The organism is Microbulbifer maximicatervae (SeqCode), from assembly GCF_052467225.1.
Map to the genome: position 1 here is coordinate 1,080,391 of NZ_CP174303.1, position 24,773 is coordinate 1,105,163.

20 protein-coding genes and 1 pseudogene are annotated in these 24,773 nt (G+C 44.8%); 12 read left to right on the top strand and 9 right to left on the bottom strand.

The features are described from left to right. The first annotated feature begins 158 nt into the window (after window positions 1-158). From ACJJIZ_RS04770 to asnB, 3 genes and pseudogenes are all read left to right on the top strand, one after another. Window positions 159-662 (top strand): hypothetical protein, encoded by a 504-nt coding sequence (locus tag ACJJIZ_RS04770; RefSeq protein WP_444915371.1) that lies wholly within the window; start codon window positions 159-161, stop codon window positions 660-662. 1,350 nt (window positions 663-2,012) lie between these two features. Next, window positions 2,013-3,668: a histidine kinase gene (locus ACJJIZ_RS04775; protein WP_444915372.1), complete on the top strand. Its 1,656-nt coding sequence runs from the start codon at window positions 2,013-2,015 to the stop codon at window positions 3,666-3,668. A gap of 436 nt (window positions 3,669-4,104) precedes the next feature. Further along, window positions 4,105-6,039 (top strand): annotated as a pseudogene (gene asnB / locus ACJJIZ_RS04780) (asparagine synthase (glutamine-hydrolyzing)). A gap of 150 nt (window positions 6,040-6,189) precedes the next feature. Here asnB and ACJJIZ_RS04785 read toward each other — a convergent pair. Further along, window positions 6,190-6,981 carry an SDR family NAD(P)-dependent oxidoreductase gene (locus ACJJIZ_RS04785; RefSeq protein ID WP_413663536.1) on the bottom strand — a complete coding sequence of 264 codons (792 nt, stop codon included), beginning with the start codon at window positions 6,979-6,981 and terminating at the stop codon, window positions 6,190-6,192. A 111-nt stretch (window positions 6,982-7,092) separates the two neighbouring features. Between ACJJIZ_RS04785 and ACJJIZ_RS04790 the strand changes: the two genes are divergently transcribed. Continuing rightward, a complete protein-coding gene (locus tag ACJJIZ_RS04790) occupies window positions 7,093-7,449 on the top strand; it encodes a winged helix-turn-helix transcriptional regulator (protein WP_413663535.1) in 357 nt (118 codons plus the stop codon). Window positions 7,450-7,509: 60 nt separating this feature from the next. Next, the gene (locus ACJJIZ_RS04795; RefSeq protein ID WP_413663534.1) at window positions 7,510-8,223 is read left to right on the top strand and encodes an NUDIX hydrolase; all 714 of its coding nucleotides are present in this window, start codon (window positions 7,510-7,512) and stop codon (window positions 8,221-8,223) included. Between the two features lie 20 nt (window positions 8,224-8,243). Here ACJJIZ_RS04795 and ACJJIZ_RS04800 read toward each other — a convergent pair whose 3' ends face one another. The 3 genes from ACJJIZ_RS04800 to ACJJIZ_RS04810 all read right to left on the bottom strand — a co-directional run bounded on the left by ACJJIZ_RS04800 (window position 8,244) and on the right by ACJJIZ_RS04810 (window position 11,850). After that, on the bottom strand, window positions 8,244-9,083 hold the full coding sequence (locus ACJJIZ_RS04800; protein ID WP_444915373.1) for an ADP-ribosylglycohydrolase family protein: 840 nt from the start codon (window positions 9,081-9,083) through the stop codon (window positions 8,244-8,246). A 28-nt stretch (window positions 9,084-9,111) separates the two neighbouring features. Continuing rightward, window positions 9,112-10,533 (bottom strand): nicotinate phosphoribosyltransferase, encoded by a 1,422-nt coding sequence (locus ACJJIZ_RS04805; protein WP_444915374.1) that lies wholly within the window; start codon window positions 10,531-10,533, stop codon window positions 9,112-9,114. A 204-nt stretch (window positions 10,534-10,737) separates the two neighbouring features. Beyond that, the gene (locus ACJJIZ_RS04810; RefSeq protein WP_444916189.1) at window positions 10,738-11,850 is read right to left on the bottom strand and encodes a bifunctional nicotinamide-nucleotide adenylyltransferase/Nudix hydroxylase; all 1,113 of its coding nucleotides are present in this window, start codon (window positions 11,848-11,850) and stop codon (window positions 10,738-10,740) included. A gap of 139 nt (window positions 11,851-11,989) precedes the next feature. Here ACJJIZ_RS04810 and ACJJIZ_RS04815 point away from each other — a divergent pair, with 139 nt between their 5' ends. Next, complete coding sequence (locus ACJJIZ_RS04815) at window positions 11,990-12,385, top strand: FAD-binding oxidoreductase (RefSeq protein WP_282931030.1); 396 nt, start codon at window positions 11,990-11,992, stop codon at window positions 12,383-12,385. A 57-nt stretch (window positions 12,386-12,442) separates the two neighbouring features. Here ACJJIZ_RS04815 and ACJJIZ_RS04820 read toward each other — a convergent pair whose 3' ends face one another. Continuing rightward, on the bottom strand, window positions 12,443-13,357 hold the full coding sequence (locus ACJJIZ_RS04820; protein ID WP_444916190.1) for a LysR family transcriptional regulator: 915 nt from the start codon (window positions 13,355-13,357) through the stop codon (window positions 12,443-12,445). A gap of 117 nt (window positions 13,358-13,474) precedes the next feature. On the opposite strand from ACJJIZ_RS04820, the gene ACJJIZ_RS04825 reads away from it, so the two are divergent. Together ACJJIZ_RS04825 and ACJJIZ_RS04830 are read left to right on the top strand one after the other, a co-directional pair. Further along, the gene (locus ACJJIZ_RS04825) at window positions 13,475-14,197 is read left to right on the top strand and encodes an SDR family oxidoreductase (protein ID WP_444895922.1); all 723 of its coding nucleotides are present in this window, start codon (window positions 13,475-13,477) and stop codon (window positions 14,195-14,197) included. Between the two features lie 131 nt (window positions 14,198-14,328). After that, window positions 14,329-14,859, top strand: coding sequence for a hypothetical protein (locus ACJJIZ_RS04830; protein ID WP_444911637.1), 531 nt, complete (start codon window positions 14,329-14,331; stop codon window positions 14,857-14,859). Between the two features lie 67 nt (window positions 14,860-14,926). On the opposite strand, the gene mmsB is transcribed toward ACJJIZ_RS04830, so the two are convergent. Together mmsB and ACJJIZ_RS04840 are read right to left on the bottom strand one after the other, a co-directional pair. Beyond that, window positions 14,927-15,820 carry a 3-hydroxyisobutyrate dehydrogenase gene (gene mmsB, locus ACJJIZ_RS04835; RefSeq protein ID WP_444915375.1) on the bottom strand — a complete coding sequence of 298 codons (894 nt, stop codon included), beginning with the start codon at window positions 15,818-15,820 and terminating at the stop codon, window positions 14,927-14,929. An 18-nt stretch (window positions 15,821-15,838) separates the two neighbouring features. Then, the gene (locus ACJJIZ_RS04840) at window positions 15,839-17,350 is read right to left on the bottom strand and encodes a CoA-acylating methylmalonate-semialdehyde dehydrogenase (protein ID WP_444915376.1); all 1,512 of its coding nucleotides are present in this window, start codon (window positions 17,348-17,350) and stop codon (window positions 15,839-15,841) included. A 317-nt stretch (window positions 17,351-17,667) separates the two neighbouring features. Between ACJJIZ_RS04840 and ACJJIZ_RS04845 the strand changes: the two genes are divergently transcribed. The 3 genes from ACJJIZ_RS04845 (at window position 17,668) to ACJJIZ_RS04855 (ending at window position 19,944) form a co-directional block, all read left to right on the top strand. Continuing rightward, complete coding sequence (locus tag ACJJIZ_RS04845) at window positions 17,668-18,720, top strand: hypothetical protein (RefSeq protein ID WP_444915377.1); 1,053 nt, start codon at window positions 17,668-17,670, stop codon at window positions 18,718-18,720. Window positions 18,721-18,895: 175 nt separating this feature from the next. Next, window positions 18,896-19,120, top strand: coding sequence for a DUF7661 family protein (locus ACJJIZ_RS04850; protein WP_444907104.1), 225 nt, complete (start codon window positions 18,896-18,898; stop codon window positions 19,118-19,120). A gap of 254 nt (window positions 19,121-19,374) precedes the next feature. After that, window positions 19,375-19,944, top strand: coding sequence for a cysteine hydrolase family protein (locus ACJJIZ_RS04855; protein ID WP_444915378.1), 570 nt, complete (start codon window positions 19,375-19,377; stop codon window positions 19,942-19,944). 197 nt (window positions 19,945-20,141) lie between these two features. Here the strand turns inward: ACJJIZ_RS04855 and ACJJIZ_RS04860 are convergent, their stop codons facing one another. Next, the gene (locus ACJJIZ_RS04860; RefSeq protein WP_444907106.1) at window positions 20,142-20,744 is read right to left on the bottom strand and encodes a GNAT family N-acetyltransferase; all 603 of its coding nucleotides are present in this window, start codon (window positions 20,742-20,744) and stop codon (window positions 20,142-20,144) included. 461 nt (window positions 20,745-21,205) lie between these two features. On the opposite strand from ACJJIZ_RS04860, the gene ACJJIZ_RS04865 reads away from it, so the two are divergent. After that, entirely contained in the window at window positions 21,206-22,687 is a 1,482-nt protein-coding gene (locus tag ACJJIZ_RS04865; protein ID WP_444916191.1) for a DEAD/DEAH box helicase, read from the top strand. 126 nt (window positions 22,688-22,813) lie between these two features. Here ACJJIZ_RS04865 and ACJJIZ_RS04870 read toward each other — a convergent pair whose 3' ends face one another. Further along, the gene (locus ACJJIZ_RS04870; RefSeq protein ID WP_444915379.1) at window positions 22,814-24,115 is read right to left on the bottom strand and encodes a M20 family metallopeptidase; all 1,302 of its coding nucleotides are present in this window, start codon (window positions 24,113-24,115) and stop codon (window positions 22,814-22,816) included. Window positions 24,116-24,773: the final 658 nt, after the last annotated feature.

Consider the following 24,773-nt stretch of genomic DNA (forward strand, 5'->3'; position numbering starts at 1 on the left):
GTCTAAATTTTTTTAAAAAATGAAATAAGCACCATGTGACAAGTGCCTATATAATGTCTTGACAGTGAGACTAGCAGTTTCGGGTATTTTCAAAGTCTAAAGCGACAGCATCAAAAGTTATATAATTAATGCCTGCTTGACGAGATTAAGTTTTGAGTATGCTGTGGAATACATTAAGTGCCGTTGGTGAGCTTGTTGGTGCCTTTGCGGTTGTCGCGTCTTTAGTCTATCTTGCCGCTTTAATAAGAGTTCAGAATAAAGAATCGAAGATTGCTTCTATGCATGAGATATCCATTGCTCATCGAGAAGCTGTGGCAGCAATTTGTGACGGACCAATGGCAGATATCTTTGCGAAGGCGATGAAGGATTTTGATTCTTTGTCGAGTGCCGATACTTTAAGGATCATTGGTTTTGTATATCGTTTTTTTAAGATCTGGGAAGAAGCTTATTTCCAATACAAGGCAAACAGGTTGGATTTTACTATTTGGGACTCAATGACTCGTCAATATACAGCATACTTATCAATGACACCTTTTAAAAGGATATGGGAGTTGCGCTCTGAATATGTAGCTCCCGAATTTCGGGATTATGTTAATTCAAGAAAACCAGTAGATTTGATTTTACCAAATTCAATTAGTAATAGGGGTGGTTCCAAAGGTTAAGCTTAAATCATGCCTTAATAGGACTGTGATTTATCTAGATGTTGTAAAAGGAATCGTCATATTAAATTTGACTGCTGGTGGCATTACACTCAATAAGATCAAGTTGTGAAAGAGGTGTTTTCTCTCTCCAAGTGCCAACAGGAGCTTGTACAACCGATAGTCAGCCAAAAATATATAATGAATGAATATTGCGAGGCCATGGGAGTTAGTAAACCCAGGATGAGGCTGTGGATTCGAAAAATACGTGCAGAGCGAGCTGGAAGAGTAGTTGAGTATCTAATAGCTTGAGCTCCAAATAAATATTGGAATACTCACAGATTTTTGTTGCAAGAAATGACTGTCACACATTTTTAAACTGCTTTCATGTATAAAAATTATGAGATACGATAAAAGTATTACTCTATTATCTAAATGGACAGAAGCTCACACTTCTTAATTTTTACGCCCGAAAATTGTTAAGCTGTAATCTCTTCATCGATTTATTTTGTGTAATTATGTGGGATATCTGGTTTAAAATTTCTAAAAGCTATCCGTATTTTTGTTTGCTAAGAAATTTTTAGTCACATTTATTTATGAAAACGTACCCTCAAGTTCGGACAGATGTCTAGCCATTAAAGACTTTTAGTTGGGCCTATTGTTCTAATTTAGGGGATGAAAATATATTTATTAAAAAAAGTTCACTCTGTCAGTTGAATCTTGTAGGCTGTTTAAAAGTATCAGAATGTTTAGATAGCAGTTTCATTATAGGTGCCTTATAAAGTCTCGGCTGTAATGTGAAGGGTGATAGTTTATAGGTTAAATTAATAAGTTATGTTTGTAGGTGTTGCTATTGATTTTGTATTGGTCGGTTGCTCCATTTGGTGTGCAGGATAATTGGCGCAAACCCAATAATGAAAGATAAATAGTGTAGACGTTGATAAGTTTTTTGCACCTTATTTAGTAGTTATCACTGCCGGCTGCTGAACAAATAAAATATACATAATAATGTCTGCTCGTCTGAGTGTTTGCTTTATATGTTTTTCATGCTGGTTAATTGACTATTGTGAATTCAAGAATGAATTTCTAAGTTTTAATTGGCAAGTTAATAAAGCAGTCTGAGCCCTTAATCCTGTCAAGGCTCTAAAAGAGAATCAAACATAAATCTATAAAAGGGGATGTTTATTTACGAATATATTCGAAGTTTATTCTAATTTTACTTCTCGCAGTGGTTCTTGTTGGAGATATTTTAGTGCTAAGGCGATGCGAGAATAGTCTGTATTTTCGTGTTGACAATAAAAATTATATCTAATTAAGGGCTAAGGGTAAGAGAGTTTTGAAAAATGATACGATGACCTATAAGGAAAGCATATAGTGAAATTTAATATTAACCTAGCAATCTTGATGTTCAGTGTCTATCTTTCAGGTTGTAATGGATCTTCGAGCGGGGGAGATGATCCAGACACGGGTGGCGAGCTTACAGCTGCTACGATGACGGTCCATTATGAGAAACCTAAAACGCTAACCTTTCGCTGGAGCGATGTTTCTGGGGCAACTTATTATCAGTTATTTGAAAATGCTGATGGGCACTCTGGGTTTGAACCTATTGGAAATCCCATTACGCCAAAAGAAGAGCGCATTGAATTAGTGGTGCCTTTATTCAAAAAGCTTAATGCCCAATACTTATTGCAAACCTGTGATGATCAGAGATGTATCGATTCTGATGCAGTAGCGATTGATCAGGATGTGATAGGTAGTATCGGTTATTTTAAACCCAGTAATACGGATGCTGACGATCAGTTTGGATGGAATCTAGCAATTAGCGATGATGGCAACCTGCTTGCAGTAGGTGCTCCTCGCGAAGATAGCGGTGGTGACCAAGAGGATAACCTGACACCTGATTCAGGTGCAGTTTATATTTTTAGTCGGGAAGATGGCGAATGGACACAGCAAGCCTATCTTAAGTCTCCAGATCCTCAAGAAGCTGCAGAGTTTGGAACTGCATTGAGTCTTAGCGATGATGGTTATACGCTTGCAGTAGGGGCATTCAAGGAGAACGGGGAACATGATAATTTTTCTGCGGGCGCTGTTCATATTTTTTCCCGAAGTAATGACGGTTGGGTCCATAGCGCCCGACTTCAAGCAGACAATCAAGGAAATAATGACCTATTTGGCTATGCCCTTAGCCTTAGTGGGAATGGTTCTACTTTAGCAGTAACCGCACCCAGTGAAGATGGTGGTCTTGATGGCGATTCTATTGAAGATTCTGGAGCGGTATATATGTTCCGTAATGAGGAGGGAAGTTGGTCACAGTATGCCTATATTAAGGCTGCTGATAGTTCTGAGGGGTTAGGTTTTGGTTCTTCGATAAGCCTTGATGATGCCGGGGCTTCACTCGCAGTTGGGGCTTATGCTGACAATGCAGAGGCAGGTTCCGTTTATCTATACCAGTTGGATGGTGAATCCTGGGTGGAAGATAGTAAGATATCGGCTAGTAATCCTGTCGCTGGTGATTGGTTTGGATTTGCGCTCAATTTAAGTGGTAATGGGCAAACTCTAGCAGTTGGCGCCCCATTACAAAGTGGATCTAACAGTGGCTCTGCCTACATTTTTTCTCGAAAAGAAAACGCTTGGGAGCAAACTGCCTATTTGAAAGCTTCCAATCCTCATGTATCGGCTTACTTTGGAGAGGCGGTAAACCTGAGTGATGATGGCAGTTTTATCGCCGTGGGAGCATGGGGAGAGAAAAGCTATAGCCAAGGATTGTTCGGAGATAGTACAGACGAATCTTCAACTAGAGCAGGAGCAGTTTATACCTATTTATTTAATGGCGTAGACTGGTCTAGTGAAGCTTATATTAAGGCGAGCAACACAGACTCGGGAGACCATTTTGGTGGCTCTGTTGCGCTAAGTGGAGATGGAGCTAGTTTAGCAGTAGGGGCGAACGGTGAGGATGGAACGGATAGCGGTTTGTTCGCAAACCCTGAGAGCAATGAAGCTGAAAATGCAGGAGCGGTCTATATTTATTAATTGGGCTGTATAATTTGTATTTACGTATAAAGTTAGTTGTTTGAGTTTAAATGGTATTGTTATCATTAATCTAGACCGATCGGAATACGTACAATGTAAATTTTAGAGATCTTTATTCTAAGTATAGATTTTAGGCTGCTCAGGTAAATCAAAAGATTTTCCTAGAGCAGCAATATATCTAGAGTTTTAGCTAAAGCTTAGCTGGATAGTGAAAGAAAAGGATATCTTTAAAATTTATAACTCTCTTTAAGTCTGAGCTTGTAATCAAGCTCAGCTAGTGAAATGTGAGTTTGGTTCTAAATTTTAATCTTATACTTATCTCTAGTTCAATTCTTTAATGCATAAGTATTTGTTCGCTTTTTTTTGAGTAGATGGCGCGAAGTACTTTTTTGCTAATCTGAGGCAGTCCTTCTATCGATATTGGGGAGGCAGCAAAATGTGTGGGCTGCTAGCTGTATTTTCAAATACCGTTGTATACAACGGGGAACAGATTTATCGAGCATTACAGCCCCTTTCCCATCGAGGGCCTGATGGTGAAGGGTTCTGGTCATCAGGAGATGGACGGGCCTGGCTGGCTCATAAGCGCCTCAGTATTATTGACTTGGAAGGTGGTCAGCAGCCACTATTGAGTGATGATGGAGAGATAGCCTGCATTGTTAATGGTGAATTTTATAATTATTTAGAGATAAAAGATGATTTGATAAGGCGGAACTATCGTTTTCTTACACAATCGGATAGTGAAATACTTATCGGCCTATATCAAGAGTTTGGTGTTTATTGCCTGGAATATCTACGAGGGGAATTTTCTTTCGTACTTTACGATAAAAGAAAAAACTTAATATTTTCTGCTCGAGATAGGTTTGGAATAAAACCTCTATTTTATTATTGGGCAGATGGATGCTTGTGTTTTGCATCAGAAGTTAAGGCCTTCAAAGCGCTTGGCTTGCCGATAGATTGGAATCCACATACTTTTTGGCAAGAAATTAGCTTCTTGCATGCTCCAGCCTCTAGTTTATTTAACAATATTCATGAGCTTCCTCCTGGTCATTATGGTTTAGCCTATTTGGATGATCTACAATTTTCGACTCATCTTTATTGGAATTTACACTTCCCCAATATTGCGGAACAAAGAAGTAACGTTTTCGATGAGAAAGAGGTTATTAGTGAGGTGCGCGAGCGCTTCTCTGAATCGATTAAGTTAAGGCTCAAAGCTGATGTACCTGTTGCCTGCTATTTGAGTGGTGGCATAGATGCCTCTTCCGTGCTTGGTATAGCGCAAAGTATGGTGGATAAGCCGATCGATGCATTCACCTTATCTTTTGATCATCCGGCCTATGATGAGTCCTCTAACGCAAAATCCATGACTGATTACTTGGGAAGTAATTATCACCCTGTTGAAATTGATAGTGACACACTGATCTCTTGCTTTGAGGATACTGCTTATACCGTCGAAAAAATGTTCTTTAACGGTAACGCTATCACTAAATATGTTCTAAGCCGAGTTGTTCGAGAGCACGGTTATAAAGTGGTTCTTACTGGGGATGGAGCAGATGAAGTATTTGCTGGTTACGGTTGGTTCAGGCAAGATTTTATCGAAAATTATTTAGATACAATTCCAAAAAAAGAAAAGCAAGCTATCTTGCAGAAATTGCAGTCTGGTGATCCTGTTTCCGAAGGCGTTTTTATGGCCTCTACAAGAGTGCATCAGTCACAGGTGGTGAAGTCAGCCCTTGGCTTTTTTCCAAACTGGATGCAGAGCTTTATGGATATGGGCAAAAAGATATTCCCATTGTTTTGTGAGGATTATGCCAAGTATATACAGCACTTACAGCCTGCAGAAACCCTGTTGGAACACTTGGGAGGTGCCTTTTCGGTTAAGAACAGGTCCATTTTATCAAAAAGTCTATATACCTTTACCAAGTCTATGCTGCCCCACTATGTTCTTACAATGATGGGGGATAGAACAGAAATGGCTCACTCTATCGAAGGGCGCCTACCTTTTCTGGATCATCACCTGGTTGAGTATGTCTAAGTATTGCCGGATAAATACAAGATTCGCGGGTTAACGGAGAAATATATACTCAGAGAAGCCATGAAACCTGTGTTAACAGAGCAAGTATACAAGAAGCAAAAACAGCCTCTTTGGACTCCACCACTTACGGATAAGAAAAACAGGAAACTTTATGAATATATGAAGGATATTGTTCATAGCCGTGCAACTTTGGATATGCCGTTTTTGGACCATAAGAAGGCAATTAGATTTTTTGAGAAGAGTGATAGCTTATTGCAAGCCGATCAGAATGTTGTTGATGCTGTAAAATACCTTATAGTGAGTGGTATTTTGTTGCACAAGCGATTGGTCATGTCTTAGGATTTAATTTTCTACTTTAGATGGTTTTGATGGTTTACTCTGGATATTTAAATAAAAGGTAAAATAACAATTCTTTAGCAGGAGCTGCAGTGCAGGAATTTCTCTAAATTGAGCCCGAATAAAATACTTCTATCCGGGCGTTTTGGTATTCTAGTTTCTCCCAGCAATTACCCCGCCATCAACGTCCCAAATGGCTCCAGTTACCCAACTTGCTTTGTCGCTTAAAAGAAAATCTACGACACCAGCGATGTCCTGGGGGGTACCAATTCTGCCAATAGGGTGAAAGTTATCGAAGGAAGCAAGTGCTTGGTCTATTTCCCCCGAATCGATAAAGGACTCATAGATAGGCGTCTTAACCACCGCAGGGGATACTGCATTAACACGAATTTTGTGATCGGCCAGTTCCATCGCCATATGTTGGGTGAGCGAATGTAAACCGGCTTTGGCCATTGAATAGGCTGAGGAGGGTGTCGCCTTTACGGATTGCTTGGCCCACATGGAGCCAATATTCACTACACTCCCTCCGCCGTTGTCTACCATGTTTCTTGTTACGGCCTGGCTAATAAAGAAGGTGGCACGGTTGAGGTCGAGATAAGTGTCGTAGTCTTCCCGAGTATGTTCAAGAAATGCAGTAGGATTAAAATATCCAGCGGCGTTTACCAGGTATTTAAAATGATGATTGCTGGATTTTATATATTCGATAATATCGCTGATATCAGCCTGTTGATAGAGGTCTGCCTGAAGTGCTTCTGCAGAGCCCATCTGAGTTAATTCGTTGTGGGCTCTTTCAAGTTTGTTGAGATTATTGCCAATAATAACTGTGTGGATTCCCTGTTTCACCAGTAGGTTTGCAATGGCGAGTCCCATACCACTGGAACCACCAACGATTAAGGCAACTTCTTTTTGTTCAGTAGAATCTGGTCTTTTAGTGGAGTCACTCATATTATTTCCTCACTGAGATATGCTCATTACGTGAGTGGAGTTTAGAAAAGAATCGGATAGGTTGAAAAGTAAGCACAAAATGGTGCACTAGTTACTTTTTGGTAAGTATTGATGAAATCAGAGAAAAACATGCTCACGCGAAAGCGCCCGCCCAAGAGAAGTGCCAGAATGGTTGAGACTATCTATGGCTGTAAATGGTCCCTTACTGTCTATCAGCTTCTGGCTGGAGGGGTAAATCGACCGGGGGAGATGGTTCGCAGCGTTGAGGGTTTGACTACCAAGGTCCTGAATGAATGTTTACGAAGAAATATGGAGTTCGGGATACTGGAGCGGATCAGCTATGCAGAGATTCCTCCCCGTGTGGAATATAACGTTACAGAATTTGGACAGAAATTCCTGAGAATTCTGGACGACTTGGAAAAGCTACAAGAGGAAATTGACGGCTCAGAATTATCTGAAAGTAAATAACTTTATCCCACCAATACCTTCGAGTTACACTAAGTGTCTAAATGATACTTGTCTCTCCCTATGAATGAAAAAGACTATATAGCTCGCTATGAGAAGCGTAACTTTGACGCTCCTTTAGTTACTGTGGATGCAGTTCTATTTACCTATCACGAAGGCTTTCTCAAGGTGTTATTGGTTAAGCGCTCGGCTCACCCAGAGAAAGGAAAGTGGGCTTTGCCTGGAGGATTTGTCTCTGAAACCGAAGATAATAGTCTGGAGGCGGCGGTTAACCGAAAGCTAAAAGAAAAGACATCAGTTATACCTCCCTATTTAGAGCAGCTTTATACCTTTGGTGGATCTAGCCGAGACAAGCGCGGATGGTCGATATCGGTTGCCTATACTGCCTTGATTGCCCACCAGCGCTGTGCAAGTGCAATCGATACCGTATCGAGTGTGGACTGGTTGCCTTACTCTCAGATATCTCAATTATCTCTGGCTTTTGATCATCAGGAAATTATTAGTCGTGCCCATGAGCGTTTGGTTCAAAAAGCGCTCTATACTATTGTGCCTGCATTTGCATTACCGGAAACTTTTACCTTGCCAGAGTTGCAGCATGTACATGAGGCAATAATTGGTAAACCAATACAGAAAAAATCATTTCGCAGGCGAATTGAGCAGGCAAATTTGTTAGTAGATACTGGTGAAAAACGTTCTGAAAAAGGTCGGCCTGCAGCGCTCTATCGTTTGAGTGAAAGCTCCGCTGATCATAAATTTATAAGAAATTTAGAGCTTTAACTGAAAAATAGTTTCGCTTCTTAAGATAAAAAATTGTTAACTAATTTTTTATCTAGCTCAATCAAGTATTGGTATCCATAAGTACTATTTTCCAGGCCAGAGAGTAAACTGAAAGGAAGTTCCAAATCGTACTCTCTGGTAAGTGCTGCAAGCCCGCAGGCAATTGCGGCGACACTATCAGTATCACCACCAAAATCTATACAGGTCTTCAATAGTCCAAGGAAGTCTCGATTACTTTGTAGTGCTATATTTACCGCAGCCAAGGTTTCTAAGGCATCACAGTTGACCTTGCCAGACCAGTTTCCTATTAATTTTAGGTTGAGCTTTTTCTCAATAAGCTTGGGCAACTCAATTAGAGTTGATTTTTGGTAGATTAATAGATGTGCCATTAGGGCAACTGCTTGAGCAGATAAGATCCCCTCTTCGGTATTGTGCGTAACGCTAGCTTGGCATTTAGCCACTGTTAGTAGTTGATCAATATCGGGAATAAGCCCAAGGGGTACTGAGCGCATTGCTGCACCGTTACGTTTGCTGTGAGGCCTTATCTTGCGAGTTAGATCCTTTCCAGTTTCACAGCTATCGAGAAGGCTTTGAAAGCCTGATGCATATCCAAGGCGAGGATCACGCTTATAAGCGTGGATAAAAGCTTGTGCAAAGTCCGACTCTTGGGGATTCGAATTCTCAAGAAGGAGCTCAGCAATAGCCAAGCTCATCTGAGTATCGTCGGTATAACAACCGGGTTTGATGCCAAGGGGATGAGAGATATACCCGTTAGCATGATTGTTATTGTTAATAATCTCACGGCTACAAAACTCAAATCCGGCTCCGTAGGCATCTCCAACTGCTATTTCCAATAACATCAAAGCCCCCTAAAAGATTACCGATTAGTTAATATTGACTGGCAACAGCCAATACATCTCTACCTTTAACAATAACAGCCCGTTCTCGAATAGTTTCCAAGTCTTGTTCTATAAGTAACTTTCCGTTGCGGTATACGGTTTTTAGCAGATTATTACGGCCGCCAATATCTTGCTCACGAATAGTGTAGGGCGTTCCGTCAGTACGATTTATTAATGCCAAGCGCCCTCTCTTGGAGCGCTTACCGCTATCGGTGGCGGGGTCTTTGTAAACATCCCGCCATAGGCCATCGACTCGAACCGCACTGGCTTTCATGGCGAACCTCATGGTATCTCGGTTAACTTTTTGTAAAAGCTCACCTCCCATACCGAAGCTAATATTTTCAGCGCTCTGTTTTCTGGCCTTCATTGCGCTGAGGATACCCTCAATGGTGTGTAGAGAAATCCCGTCACCCTGGATCACCCGAATAAAGTCCGGAAGTACTCGGAAACCTTTACTATTAATGGTCGCTCCGAATATTCTCATCAAGCGCTCAATAGTCTGAGTGACTATATCAACGGGATCGCCGCTATCCGGGCGAATTACCAGGGTGCCGCCATTATTTTCTACCCTCTCTTTTAATTCACCGCCCCAGATATTCTCGATTGCACTCCAAAGATCGTAGCTGTCACTCACTACGGCGACCAGACTGTTATCACCGCTGAATTGCGTCAGCATATTTTCATAGGCTTTGGCTTCCTGCTCGCGCCCCCAACTGGTCATGGTGCTGTGCTCTGCAGCGGGTATTGAAAATCCGGCCATTGGGGCTGCGTAGTAGCGGCGGCCGGCGAGTACGGCGGCAATGGTGTCTGTGCCTTGGAAATTTACCAGGTGGGCCAGGCCCCCAATCGCAGCTGTCTCTTCGCTGCTAGCACCGCGTGCGCCAAAGTCATGTAGCTTGAAGGGCAGTGAGTCGAGGCCCTCAGCAGTTTCCAGTAAATATCGTTGAATGACCTTTTTGGCTTCCCGGCTTTGGGTGGCAACTGTGGTGGGGTACCAAATTGCGCGCAGCAGGGCGGTTTCGATATAGCTGGTTAGCCAGAAGCACTTGGGGTCTGTATTGACTACTTGGACTAAGACATTTCTAGTCGGGATAACACTGCCCTCGGGAACTGCTTGAATCTCAATGGGCAGGTAACCCTGATGCTCCTGGAGAATGTATTCCCATCCCTCGCGATTAAATGGCAGGCCATGGGCCAGACAGAGCTCCTCTGCCTCTTCGATGTGCTCTGCGTTGATCGGGGTAGTCAGGTACTGCTTGATAAATGCCTGTAGGCCAAAGAAAACAGCCTCTTTGAACTGGCCGCCCCGGCTCTCGATATAGCTGCTGACATACTGGGTTCCCTCTGGGTACTGAAGGTAGTGGCTGGTTTTATAGCTGTCGACATTCAGGATTGGGTTGTACTGGTTCATCGCGGAAATCCTCCGTGAGTAGTTGTTAGCACCGGTCTCTCCAGTGCGGGTCTTGCCAATTATTGTCTAAAGGACACTAACCAAGTTAATAGTGTCTTTTCGATACTAAGCTGTCAAGTATTGGCGTGTTTTTTTGGGTATTGGTGAAGGTAATGCGAGTTGTTGAATGTGTAAGAGGCGGCAATTGGCCACCTCTTACAAGCTTTAGGCACCGCCAATCAGGGATTGAATGATGTAATAGTGGTCTTCAAATAGCTGCTGAGGGTCCAGATCAGCGAGGGGCACCCAGCGGGCATGGCGAGCGTCGTCACCGCCCTTTACCTTGGGAAGCTGTTGGCTGGGAGCCAGTTCTATGTAATAGGCGTGCGTGATGGTCCTTCCACGAGCCGAGCGATAGGGTTCATCGAATACATCCTGCCGGCGTATAGATCCTTTCAACACTGGTGTCGGGACTTTAAGGCGTGTTTCCTCTCGCAATTCTCGCAGGCAAGCATCGATCAGTCGCTCACCGGGGTCGACAAAACCACCGGGCAGCGCCCATAAACCCCGCCCGGGAAAAGCTCGTCGCTCTATCAGCAGGATATGGCCAGATTGGACCACTACAGCATCGACAGTAACGTGAGTTGGCGGATAGGGAGCGGTGGCCCAGGAGGATCTGTAGCGCTGGATAAATGCCATTTCTTCGCGCATCTCGCCGTAGGCTGGGTTGGTCTCCACAAACTCTCTTAAAGCGCCAACAGTGCCCTCTGGCAATTGCTTTTCCTGGCTGAGTGAATTCAACAAGCTATCGGCGCTGTCGGTAAATAGTGCCTCCCTAAAGGGGGTTGCACTGATTTCGTTGTGATTCTCCACCCCAAGGGATTCCCACTGGGGGAAGAGGTTGAGGTAAAAACCGCTCTGGTCTTTCTGGTGCCCGATTAATGCAATTTGAGGTGGCTTGTGGGGAATGGAGTGATGAGCGGTCACTATGCCGTTAACGGAGTTTTGTACATTGCGTACCCACAGCTCATCGTTATAGGGCACATCCATTAAAGGTAGGCAGGTCAGGCGCTTGTTGTCACTCTCGCTTAAACTTTTCCTGATAAATTGTTCCCGCTCGCGATGAGTCCAGGGGTTGCGAGGATTGCGGGGCTGGTTGGCGGAGCCAATCAGGATAATCAGGTGCTGGGCCTGAGCTAATCCGCACTGGACTACTTTTAGATGTCCGGAATGGAATGGCTGGAATCGACCGATAAAAACGGCAAAATCGTAGTGCAGGGCCATAGCAGCAAGCTCCTTGCTGTGAGTAAACCCCGGTCTCTCCAGGGCTTGAATAATAAGTCTTGAAACATTATGTGTCTAATGGACACTAATGGCAAGTGGGCTTAAATTCAATTTTTAGTGGTTTATCGAAGAGGTGGGGTTATATTCCAGTCTCCGAGCCGATTTACTTTTTTCGAGTGTGTGAGTAGAACTGATGTGCCGCTGGTTGTTGTTCATTTCCTTATTGAGTTTGGAAGCCTTTGCGCAGGAAATAGAACCATTTACTACTGATGGTTGTAGCGCATTTCCCGATGGAACTTTTGATCAACAGGAGTTGTGGCTCGACTGCTGTATTGCCCATGATTATGCCTACTGGAAAGGGGGCACATACGATGAACGCGAGCAGGCGGATAAAGATCTGGAAGTCTGTGTAGCTGGAACCGGGGAAGAAGAAGTTGCACTAATGATGTTACTTGGAGTTCGGGTTGGCGGTACGCCTTTTTTACCCACCCCATTTCGCTGGGGGTATGGCTGGCCCTATTTGCGTGGCTACAAGGCTTTGTCACCGGTGGAATTACAGGCAATAAAACAATCAGAAGGTGAACTTTGACGGTAATTAGGAAAAGCTAGTCACAGAGACAAATTGTTCGCGTTTATTTGAGGTACTTTATTCAATAGGACTAACAGCTAAAGCCTGTAAATAAATATCCGCAAAACCTTCCTTTAGCCACTGCATCAAATTGCGCACCCGTAATAATTGGTGGCGTAGGGGCGGGCATACCATGGAGAGCTCGGTAGACTCAGACCAGCCGGGCAGAATTTCAACCAGACGCCCACTGGCAATATCTGCCTGGACATAGATATCTGCCAGCCGGGTAATTCCAAGTCCCTCAATTGCAGCGCGGTGCATTACCCTTCCGCTAATCAATTTAGTGCTGTTTTCAACTTGCACAACCTGTTGATTCTTACCTCGTGTCAGCAGCCATTGATCTACACTGCCGGAAATTAGCGGTACAGATGCTAAATCAGCAGGTTTTTCTATAGGTCCATATTCTTGAAGGAACTTTGGGCTGGCTACGTATCGGGTTTTGATAGTGTGAAGTTTACGCACGATTAGAGAGGAGTCCGGCAAACTGCCCATACGAATAACCAAATCGTACTGGTCTTGAATCAAATCTACTCGGGTGCTGGAAAAGTCCAGATGAACTCTAACTCCTGGATTGGCCTGCTGAAACTTGATCACCAGCCGAGCAATTAAGCTCTCTCCGATAATGCCACCAACAGCGTTGATGCGGATGTTTCCCTCCAGTCCTCCCTTTGATTCACTGGCCCACTCGGCGGCTGAATCCAACTGCTGCATCGCTTGCTTGCAACGCAAATAGTAACCCTCACCAATCTCGGTAAGACGCAGTTGTCTTGTCGTGCGGTAGAGAAGCTGTATATCCAGGGTTGTTTCCAGCTCTGTGACCAGTTGGCTCAAATTGGCCTTGGAAAAGCCGCTGTCCCGCGCTGCAGCGGTGAAGCTTCCGGCATCGGCCACCTGAATAAATGCACGAATAGCGCGCCATGAGATATTGTTCATAAAAACCAAACAATGTTTTCCTATTGGTTGGGCTAATCATATTAGTCGGAATTCCTATACTGGGTCTACTTAAACAAAACTATCCGCCGGGATAACTCATTGAAGGAGAGAGAGCCCATGTCCAAACCACTCGTTGTTATTACTGGAGCCAGTTCAGGTATTGGTGCTGCCATTGCCCAACATATGTCTGCTGCCGGGCATCCTCTATTATTGTTGGCAAGGCGTGTGGACAAACTGGAAGCTTTAAATCTGCCAAATACTCTTTGCAGGAAAGTGGATGTGACTGATATGGCAGCCTTGCGCGAGGCAATTCGTGAGGCTGAGACTCAGTTTGGTCCGGTTGACTGTCTGATTAACAATGCCGGCAAAATGTTACTGGGCAATATTGAAACCCAGAACCCCGATGAGTGGCGGAAAATGTTCGATGTGAATGTATTGGCCTTGCTTAACGGTATGCAGGCAGTTTTGGAGGATATGAAAACTCGCCATTCCGGGACCATTATCAATATCAGTTCTATTGCTGGAGTAAAAACATTTATCAATCATGCTGCGTACTGTGGTACCAAATATGCTGTCTCTGCTATTGGTGAAACCGTGCGCGAGGAAGTGGCGCCTACCGGGGTACGTGTAATGACCATATGCCCCGGCGCGGTGGAAACAGAGCTGCTAAGCCACACTACCTCAGCAGAAATTATTGAGGCCTATCAACAATGGAAAGAATCCATTGGTGGTGCAATTAATGCAGAGGATATTGCTCGCACAGCTATGTTCATGTACTCCCAGCCCCAGCATGTAAATATTCGAGAGGTTCAAATTGCAGCAACAGGGCAGGGACAGTAATCCTGATTTTGTACCGCGCAAACACTAATCGTTTTTCCAAGCAATATTTCTTTTGCTAATATTCCCAACTTAAGCCAGCTAACTGGAGCTGGCTTAAGTTGGAATGGATAGTAAAGGATATGGAGATATCAGTGCGAAGAACGATTTTAATTGCCGGCCTGATTTTATGTTCCTCTGCGTTTGCACAGCAAAATACAGATGAGCAAGAGAGTGGCGTAGCGGAAACGGCAAAATCAGTGATGTCTAACATCGTCAGCTTTGGCAAAAACCTGATGGATGGTGCCAGTGAAGGTGTGGTTGATGGACGTAAAACAGGGCAGAGTACTGATGGTGCTGTACTTATCAATACGCTGGAAGATCTCAATAAGTATCTGGAAAGCGACGTTATCGCAGTGACCGCCCATGCAGAGAGTGGTTGCTATGTTGAAGTTGGTTTTAAAAATCAAAATGACTTCCCCGTGCGGTTAATCGACCTGGATAGCTCCGAGGCAGTGATCCTTATTGACCAGGATGGCTATGCAACCAACTTGTTTAGGGGCAAAGGAAACCCTGAAGAACTCACGATTCCCAGTAATGCTGGACGCAAACAAAAGTTCTACTTTGCTATAGAGTGGGATCAAGTGCGTGAAATCCGAATTCTCGGTAAAGTCATGCAACCATAGCCAGTAACTGGTGCTGGAGAGAAGTGGAGCTGCGGCAGGGGTTGTGGATACCCAGCCTGCTACGCGGCTAATCCACTTCTTGAAATAGCTTTTGAATAGATGAGAAGTCCAAATCACTACCTCCGCGCAAATTGAGAATTCCATAGAGATTGCGCGCCATTGAGCCGAGAGGCGTATAGCTCTTACTCTGAGTGGCTGCTTCCTGCGCCAACCCCAGGTCCTTACACATAAGTTTTACCATAAAGCCACCGCTATAGTTTTTACTCGCTGGAACTTCGGGCATTACTCCGGGATAGGGATTGTAATTTTGTAGGGACCAGTTGGCTCCTGAACTCTTTAACATAATGTCGGAGAGCACATTGGGGTCGAGTCCATTATCTACCCCCATTTGTAGGGCTTCAGCGGTACCAATCATATGAATAGCCAGCAGCATATTGTTACAAATCTTTGCTGTTTGGCCAGATCCCGCTGCTCCGGCATAGAAAATATTGCTACCCATTGGCTCTAGAACTATCCGGGCCCTATCGACATCACCGGCCTCTCCCCCACACATAAAACTCAAAGTTCCTTTGCTAGCACCCGCCACTCCCCCGGATACCGGGGCTTCAATGGCTTGCAGGCCTTTGATTCTGGCTTCACGAATAAGGCGCTTAGAACTGTTGGAAGAAATAGTGGAGCAGTCGATAATCAAACAGTCGCGAGAAATACTGTCGAGCAGTTTGTCGGTATCAATATACAGGCACTCAACCGCCGCGCTATTAGGCAGCATGCTTACCACAAAACCTGCTTCCTCGACGGACTCTTGGGGAGAGGAACACTTTTTGATACCGCTTTCTACAGCGGCATCCAGTATTTCAGTGACCGGGTCAAACCCTTTAACTTCAAAGCCTGCTTTGACCAGGTTGGTGGCCATAGGCAGTCCCATATGGCCCAATCCTAAAAATGCGACTGTTTTAGTCATGCTGCTCTCCGGTTAACATTATTTGAGCTGTATGGTTAAATTGGTGTGCTCTGCATGCTCTATATCGCTGTCAAACCAGCGTGCTGTAACAGTTTTGGTTTCGGTGTAAAACCGTACAGCTTGTTTTCCATAAGCGTGTTGATCACCATAAAAAGACGCTCGCCAGCCGGTAAAGCTAAAGAAAGGTAACGGCACTGGGATAGGCACGTTAATACCGACTTGCCCCACTAATATTTCGTGTTGGAACTTACGTGCGGCAGCGCCACTAGCCGTAAATATTGAGGTGCCATTGCCATAGGGGCAGTTATTGATTAATTGGATTGCTTCTTCCAGGGAGTCGGCATTTACCAGGCAAAGTACGGGACCAAAAATCTCGTCGGTATAGATCGACATGTCCGAGGTAACATCGGCAAATAGGGTGGGACCAACCCAGTTCCCATTGGGAAACCCTTCGACAGTAATTTCAGAGCCATCTAATACACAGCGGGCGCCTTCCTTTTTGCCCTGGGCGATATACCCAAGCACCCTCTCACGAGCAGCGGGTGATATTAGTGGGCCGAAGCCCGCTTGCGTATCCTTCCAATGACCGGGCTTGATAGCTGACATAGCGTCTTTAATGTCGTCTACCCACTGTTGTGTCTCCCCAACAAGTACAGCGACGGAAATCGCCATGCAGCGTTGCCCGGCAGCTCCGATGGATGATCCAACAATATTATTTATAGCCGCAGCCTTATTGGCATCGGGCATCACGACCATATGGTTTTTTGCACCGGCAAAAGCTTGAACTCGTTTTAGGTGCTGGGTACCCGTCTGATAAATATGCCGCCCTACGGGGACTGAACCAACGAATGAAATGGCCTGAATGCCGGGATGCGTTAGAAGAAAATCCACCTGTTCCCTGCCGCCATGTACTACCTGTAAAACACCTGCAGGAGCCCCAGCTTCAGCAAATAATTCGGCCAGTTTGCAAGGCGTGACAGGGTCCTGTTCAGAAGGTTTCAGAATAAAAGTATTCCCACAGGCAATCGCCATTGGAAACATCCATAGTGGAATCATTGCGGGGAAATTAAATGGTGTGATCCCCGCACAAACTCCAATAGGTTGTAGATAGGAGTAACAGTCGATGGTGTTGGCAACATTCTCTACGGTTTCACCCATCATTAGTGAAGCGATATTGGCTGCATGCTCAACAACCTCAATACCGCGCCAGACGTCCCCTTTGGCATCCTCAAAAGTTTTACCTGTTTCCTCGCTGAGGATTTCAGCCAGCAGCTCCTGATTTTCTTTCAGAAGCGCCTGATACCTCAACATAATCCGTGCTCTTGCAGTAACCGGCGTATTTCGCCATTGGTCAAATGCTTCTTTGGCGGAAATTACTGCATTCTCCAGTTCAGTCTGGGTAGACAATGGCGCCTGTGTAAGAACATCGCCGGTAGCGGGGTTGGTTACATCCAGCCACTCAGTACTTTTGGACTGAATCCACTCACCACCAATCATTATTGGTAACTTGGAAGGAATATTCTTATTCATGTTAATTAAAGCGCCGAGAGGAGGGGATTTTATCCAACAGTTTAGGTGTTTTTTCGCGATTAAAGAGGAATATCACGCTGCTTTTATGACTATTCACTTTTGCTGAGCAGAAGGTTGATTGACCAAAAAATTAAAATAAATGTATTTGATTATCTTTGTAGAATAGATCGCAAATAATTAACACCCATAAGAAATGAAAAAATAATCTTGCACTGTACGGCTAGTATCTTGTGGCTGGCAATTCGGCTTTGGATTAATGCCTAGCTTAAATGTTGTTGTCGTAATGTAACTAGTGAAGAGTAAAAGAGGATTATTCAATGTGTTTTATGATAAAAAGAATACTGATTGTAATCGGATTAATGATATCTCCCATATTTGTTGGTGCTACCACTCTAAGTGACTTAAGTGCACATGAGCCTAGCTCTGACAAAACCTGGGCCGAGCAATGGTTCTATAACATTGCAATTCCCGATGTAGGATATTTCAAAGTTAGTTTACAAACCTATATTGCACCTGACTTTGCAGTTGTCAAGCCTAAAGCCTATATCCATTTAGCTTTTTCTTCAGAGACCGGAGCTACCACGAAGTATGATCTCTTTTTTGATGAAGTGATCTTGAAGCACCCCGAAGGTATTGATGAGTTCTATTATGAAGTACCGGGAGTAGTTGTGGCCGATGAGCAGGGTGTACAGGTCTTACATCCAGATTTCCTGTTTAATATGGAGTGGGCTGGTGAACACCACCATTACTGGCATGGGTTAAACCCCGGTCAAACTCCTTTTGGATTTATTCCTGAGATACCTGGGGTAGGAGGAAAGTGGTTCCTATATACGGTCGGTACCCCAGTCAATTACAGTTATTTTGATGGTTCTATGTCTCTAGCCGGTGCTGGCTATGCGCAATTGGATAAGGGCTGGTATGACAAAGAATCCAGTGCCGGTATGATCTATTCAATGGGGCTAACAGATGACCTCTACTATATGATTACCGGAGCTAAACTGGGTGACTCAGAGATTGAAATGTGGGCGGGGCGATATGTTTCTGAGGAGCATGACCTGATTTTTTTACCGGCTTTTAATGGTTTCTCTGTTAAGCGGGAAGCAGACGCCTGTTCAGGTTATCTACAAGTTGAACTTAACAAAATTTCATACAAGTTAGTTGTCGAAGCAAAAGCAGACATTGCCAGCTTTTATCCACTGGAGTTTCCCTCTGTAATTATTTTTGGTGGTGAGCAGAGTTATATGAAATCCATGCAGGCAGATGTCAACTTCTATCTGTATCAATTTGGACAGCTGAAGGAGCAAATTCAAATGCCTCAGGCCTTGCTCGAATTTAGTGGGCCATTGGCGTGTGATGATTTTTTTGACTAAAGAAGAGTGGTATAAAAGAAGAAGTTATTGGGTTTGCAGGAGTTAAATTAACTCCTGCAAATACTTTATTGTATCTGATCGAGAGCGTATTGTATCCATGCAAAGAAAATAGGTTTGTGAAATTTGTGTGAGCAATTGCATAGCTTTGAGGCATTTTAGTTGTACATAGTTCTTTATGAAAAAGCTTAAATTCAATGTTTTTGGTAGAGAGGTTTTGATCGAAAGGCAGTCGAATAGCTGGGCCACATTCTATCAGGGCAATGAAGGTAAGCGTCGCAGTGCCGGGATATCAATACCTTCGGAAATTAGTGAGAAAGATTTAGCCCAATACTTGGCAGATATCTGCCATGAATGGGCAAGTGAGCGGTACCCTGTTGTGGTGCGTATAGATGTAGAGTAAATATGTTGGCAAGTAAATAAAGATGAGAATAGGGGGGCTTTAAATCCATTTCATTGGTTAAAGTAAAATCAGTTTTTTCCCTGTGCCGGGTAGTGTTATTTGTGTGTTTAAGTTGGCTACTATTACTTTCTGTCTTATAAGGTAAATAGTGAATATTTTCATGTGACAAATAGAAAATATGGGTTGGTCTTTTGAACGCTGCTGACATACTAATTTCCTACCGAGGAAGATTGTCTTAATAGGAGAGGTGTTCAATGAATAAAGCGTTACTTATAATTGATATGCAGAATGATTTCGTTCTGCCGGGCGCTCCATGTCGAGTTTTTGGTGCTTATTCTACGATATCTAAGGTTAGGCGTGTTTTAGAATTTTTCAGGAAGCATAACCTGCCGATATTTCATGTTGTTCGGGAGTATCGAGAGGACGGTAGTGATATTGAAAATTTCAGGTATCAGGATTTTATGACTAATAAAAAATATGCCGTTCCAAATACACCTGGATGTAAAATTATAGATGAGTTACAACCATTTGAGGGGGAATATAAAATCATTAAAAATAGGTTTAGTGGTTTTATGAATACTGAACTGGACTCCATTCTAAGACGTTTAAAAATTAATGAGCTAGTTGTTACCGGTACTCAGTACCCAAACTGTGTTAGGGCCACAGTTTATGATGCGGTTTGCTTGCATTACGAGGTAACCATTATTACTGATGCAACCTCAGCCCAAACGATAGAGATTGCCAAGGCCAATATTGTCGATATGAAAAACATTGGTGTAAAGTTTTTATCCAGTGATGAGTTGATACGAGCTATGAGCCCCTAGGTGTTAATAATTTAGATGTTAATATTGTTTTTCCTGAGGGGCATATTTCATGTAATGGTGTATTAAGTAATATTGTTGGATTTTTAAAATACAAAAATTAAAAGTCAGTTGAATAGGGGGCAAGCGAAACAGGTCCTAAAGGCACCTGCTTCATAATGATAATTGTAATTGTGAATTTATTTATTGGGCTGTCTAATTTACTCCAAATTTATTCGGGAAATTTCCTCTTTATGACTAAAGCCGTTAGTCTCAAGATTAGTTTTCAATTCTAGTGTATAGGTGAGCAGGGTATAGTCTTTGGCATCGGCTTTACAGGTAAAGCCCATGGATTTTGCGAAACTGTCCACTCGTCTATTTTGTGCTGACTCAATCGAATAGATTCGTTCAAGCCCCTGATCCTGGGCGCAGTTGATGAGTCGCTTTAACATTAAGCGTCCCAAACCTAACCCCTGCCAGTCATCGCTCACCACAACGGCACACTCACAAGCGCGTCCGTCAACGTCAAGTGCGTAGTGTGCTATAGCAACGGCTCTCTGTGCTCTGTCACTACTGCAGAGTGCAATAAAAGCTTCATGTACATGGTGGTCGTTATCTGTGAGTAACTCCAATAGCTTTTGGCTGGCTTTACAGCTTCCGCCAATAAAGCGATCGCGGCGAGTTTCTGGAGATAACTGTTCAATTAGTTCTTTCTCAAGCTGGCCATCACTGCGACAGATGGGGCGTATTGAGACTTTGCGTCCATTGCCGAGGGTGATCAGCTCAACTTGGTGTTCAGTATTCACACTGTTGTTGGGTGACATAACGGTTCCTATCCTGGCTGCTTTGAGCAGCTTTGTTTTACAAGTTCGCAACGGGATGGGGTACCTCAAAGATAGACGCTCGCGCTGCGAACGTGAAACTATGTTACGGTCCTGAAGACGACCTCCCCAACAACTGCTCTGTATAAACCTATAAAAGAAAGGAGTTTGGCTGGGTGAAACTATACAGTCAGCCTTTGTGTGGTATAGTACCGCCGCTGATTTTTCTCAGCTGCGTCATTTGTAGGCCGGTGATCCGCCGGTAGCCCCTCCGGAACTTTTCAAAAATTCTTCCAGGAAATTTCTACTGAATGCCGCGCGCCGGTTACGAGGACTGGCGATTAGACGGCTGTACACGCTGGGAGCAATACAGGCTCCCGATGTCGACTCCGATTTCTCTCTTCATTCCCTCAGGGGGAGTGAGTGTGTTTGATTGCGCCTGCGGCGCAGTTCGAGGTTTTTTTATGTTGTTTGAAGATCTGGGCCTTGCCCAGGAGATTGCCCGTGCCGTTGCAGAGCAGGGATACACTGCGCCTACGCCAATCCAGGCACAAGCTATTCCAGCGGTAATGAAGGGCAGCGATATTATGGCCGCAGCCCAAACTGGTACCGGTAAGACGGCTGGCTTCACTTTGCCGTTGTTGCATCGTCTTAGCCAGGGTGAGCGCGCTAGAAAAGGGCAAGTACGCGCACTGGTGCTCACTCCAACCCGTGAATTGGCGGCTCAGGTTTTCGATAATGTGCAGGGGTACAGCCAGTACCTGCCTATGCGCCATGCGGTGGTGTTTGGTGGTGTGAAGATCAACCCCCAGATTTCTCGCCTGCGAGGCGGAGCGGATATTTTGGTAGCTACCCCTGGGCGCTTGCTGGATCTGCACAATCAGGGGGCAATTCGCTTCGATCGCTTAGAAGCCCTGGTACTTGATGAAGCAGACCGCATGCTGGATATGGGCTTCATCCACGATATCAAACGAGTATTGAGGATTTTACCGGCCAAGCGCCAGAACCTTCTATTCTCCGCAACTTTTTCACCAGATATTCGTCAGCTGGCGAAAGGCTTGGTAAAAGATCCGCTGGAAATTGATGTCAGTCCACGCAACTCCACTACTAAAACGGTGCGACAGAAACTCCATCCTGTGGATAAGGCTCGAAAAACGAAACTGCTTAGTCATTTGATTAGGGAGAATAACTGGCACCAAGCCTTGGTCTTTAGCCGAACTAAACATGGTGCCAACAGGCTGGTGAAGCAGCTCGAAGGTGACGGCATCCTGGCAGCAGCCATTCATGGTAATAAAAGTCAAAATGCACGAACTCGTGCCCTGGCGGACTTTAAGGCTGGCAAGGTTCAGATTCTTGTGGCGACTGATATCGCGGCCCGAGGCATCGACATTGACCAGCTGCCCCAGGTAGTAAATTTTGATTTGCCCAATGTGCCTGAGGACTATGTCCACCGTATTGGCCGCACAGGGCGTGCGGGCGCTCAGGGACAAGCGGTATCACTTGTTAGCGCTGATGAGATTAAGCAGCTTCGCGATATTGAGCGCTTGATCGGCAAGCCAATTCCGCGCGAGGAAATCGAAGAGTTTGAGCCAGACCACCAGGTGCCCGCATCCGGAAATCCAAAGCGGGGTGGGTTGCAAAAGCCCGGCTCCAGCAAGCGCCCAGCGGGTAACTCACAGAAGAGTGAAGGGCGGCGTGAAGCGCGCGGCAATAGCGAGGAGCGTCGGGGCAACCGCGGCAATGGACGCGGTAAGCCTGAGGGGCGTGGAAATTCTAGCGGCCGCAGTGGTAACGCCTCTGCGGGTAAAGGTGCTCCAGCCAAGCGCGCGGGCGATAACGGTAAAGGTAAAGGGCGCGGTGCTGAGGCTGGTCGCAGTGATGGACAGAAGCCACAACGAGCTCCGAGACGGCGTCCTACTACTAGAGGGCGATCTGAAAGTGCCTAGTATTTTGCTGGACTCTTAATGCCGATAACAAGGTATTCACCTGCGAAGGTGTTGTAATCTTTAATATCGAGTTTTAAGAGTAACAAGCATCTAAAAAAGAGCCTCAAAATGAGGCTCTTTTTACAATTACTGTTTTTTATAGTTTGCCATATAATCCAAAGTTAACAGAGTCAGCGCTTCAGTACCCTTGCGCAAAGCGTCTTCATCCACATAGAAAAGCGGTGAGTGGTTGCTTGGAGCTTGGCTGGCATCCTGATCCCTAGGAGTTACTCCCAGGAAGTAGAAAAAGCCAGGGACCTCATTGGCGTAGTAGGAGAAGTCTTCTGCCCCCGTGATTTTGGGTACTTCTATAACATTCTTGTCGCCGACAGCAGATCTCAGAATAGGCAGGGCCATTTCTGTAAGCTCTGCATTATTTATCGTTACCGGGTAGCCCTCCAGAATCTCCACATCTGCACTTGCACCGGAGCTTTCAGCAATTAACTCCGCAGTGGTTTTTAAGCGTTTGAAAATTTCTGCACGGTTATCCATATCAAAATTACGGATGGTGCCATTCAGATAGACACTATCGGGAATGATATTGTTACGGACACCACCGTCAATACGTCCGAAGGAAACGACTGCAGGCTCTTTGGTGATGTCGATCTGGCGGCTGACAATGGCTTGGGTGCCCATTATGACTTGTGCCGCGGCGACAATAGGGTCCACTCCACCCCAGGGGCGTGAGCCATGGGTTTGGCGGCCATTGATGGTAATACGGAATTCATCGGCAGCGGCCATAAGCGGGCCCGAGCGATAGCCGATGACGCCGGTGGGTAGTGATGAAGTGACATGCTGGCCAAAGGCCACATCCGGCTTGTACTTCTTGAAGATCCCTTCTTTGAGCATCAACTCCGCGCCACCTTCTTCATTGTCCGGTGCGCCTTCTTCTGCGGGCTGGAATATAAACAAGACGTTTCCAGCCAGCTCATCGCGAAGGCCTGCCAGGACCTCGGCAGTGCCCATCAGCATGGCCACATGGGTATCGTGGCCACAGGCATGCATAACGCCAACATCTTTACCTTGGTAAGTGGTTCTCGCTTTGGAAGCGAAGGGCACATCGGTTCTCTCGGTGACTGGCAGAGCGTCCATGTCCGCGCGCAAGGCAACAGTTGGTCCCGGTTTTCCGCCCCTCAAAAAGCCCACAAGGCCGGTATGGGCGATACCGGTTTCCACTTCAAGGCCCAGTGCACGTAAGTGTTTTTCAATATATTTGGCTGTTTCAAATTCGCGATTGCCCAGTTCTGGGTTCTGGTGCAGGTGGCGGCGCCACTCAATCACTTTGGACTCAGTGTTTTCCAGCAATTGCTGAGGCTTAGGGTCGCTTGCAGAAGCATGGGTAGCTAGCAGCGATGCACCGATTGCGATGGGCAGGAGCAGTTTTTTCACAGCACAATTCCTTCATTCTCATTATCGTCGGCCGATTCTACCCCAGATTTTGCGTAACCGACTCCCTCGAGCTGGCTTGCCTTTATATATTTTCAGTTTCCGCTGTTGACATGATGAACCGAACGGTTCAAGATGTTCTGCATAGGTTGTGGAAAGAGCTATAACCACAGAACAATGAGGGTTGCAGGAGGCTCTCAAGGTTTTCACGAGACTGAGTGGCACAGAAAGTTATACTGATAGGTCATAGGTTGGAAATAATTAGAGATGTTTAACTTGTCGAGCCCTCTAATTATTTCTTAGAGGATAATTAACGGGTTAATTTATAGTGATAATAATAGGCAGGTTACTAATATATCTGTATGTCTCAGGCATATATAAATAATTATTATATTTATTGTTAGATTTACGACACTGTAAATTAGGTATTCTCTTAACTCGATAGCTCTCTCGTGGTCGCCCCTGTGTTGGGGAAAGGTAAGCTTTTCCTGATAGTTGGCTACCATTAATTACAAAGAAGTGGTTCTTATAGCGCCAAAAGCGATAACTTTTTATTGATGTCTCGGCCATATTTACGGTTTGGCTGATGGCATTAGTGTGCCTTTTTATCAAATTTTGTGGCTGATCTTATATTGGCTACTACGGGATTCTGTGGCCGTAA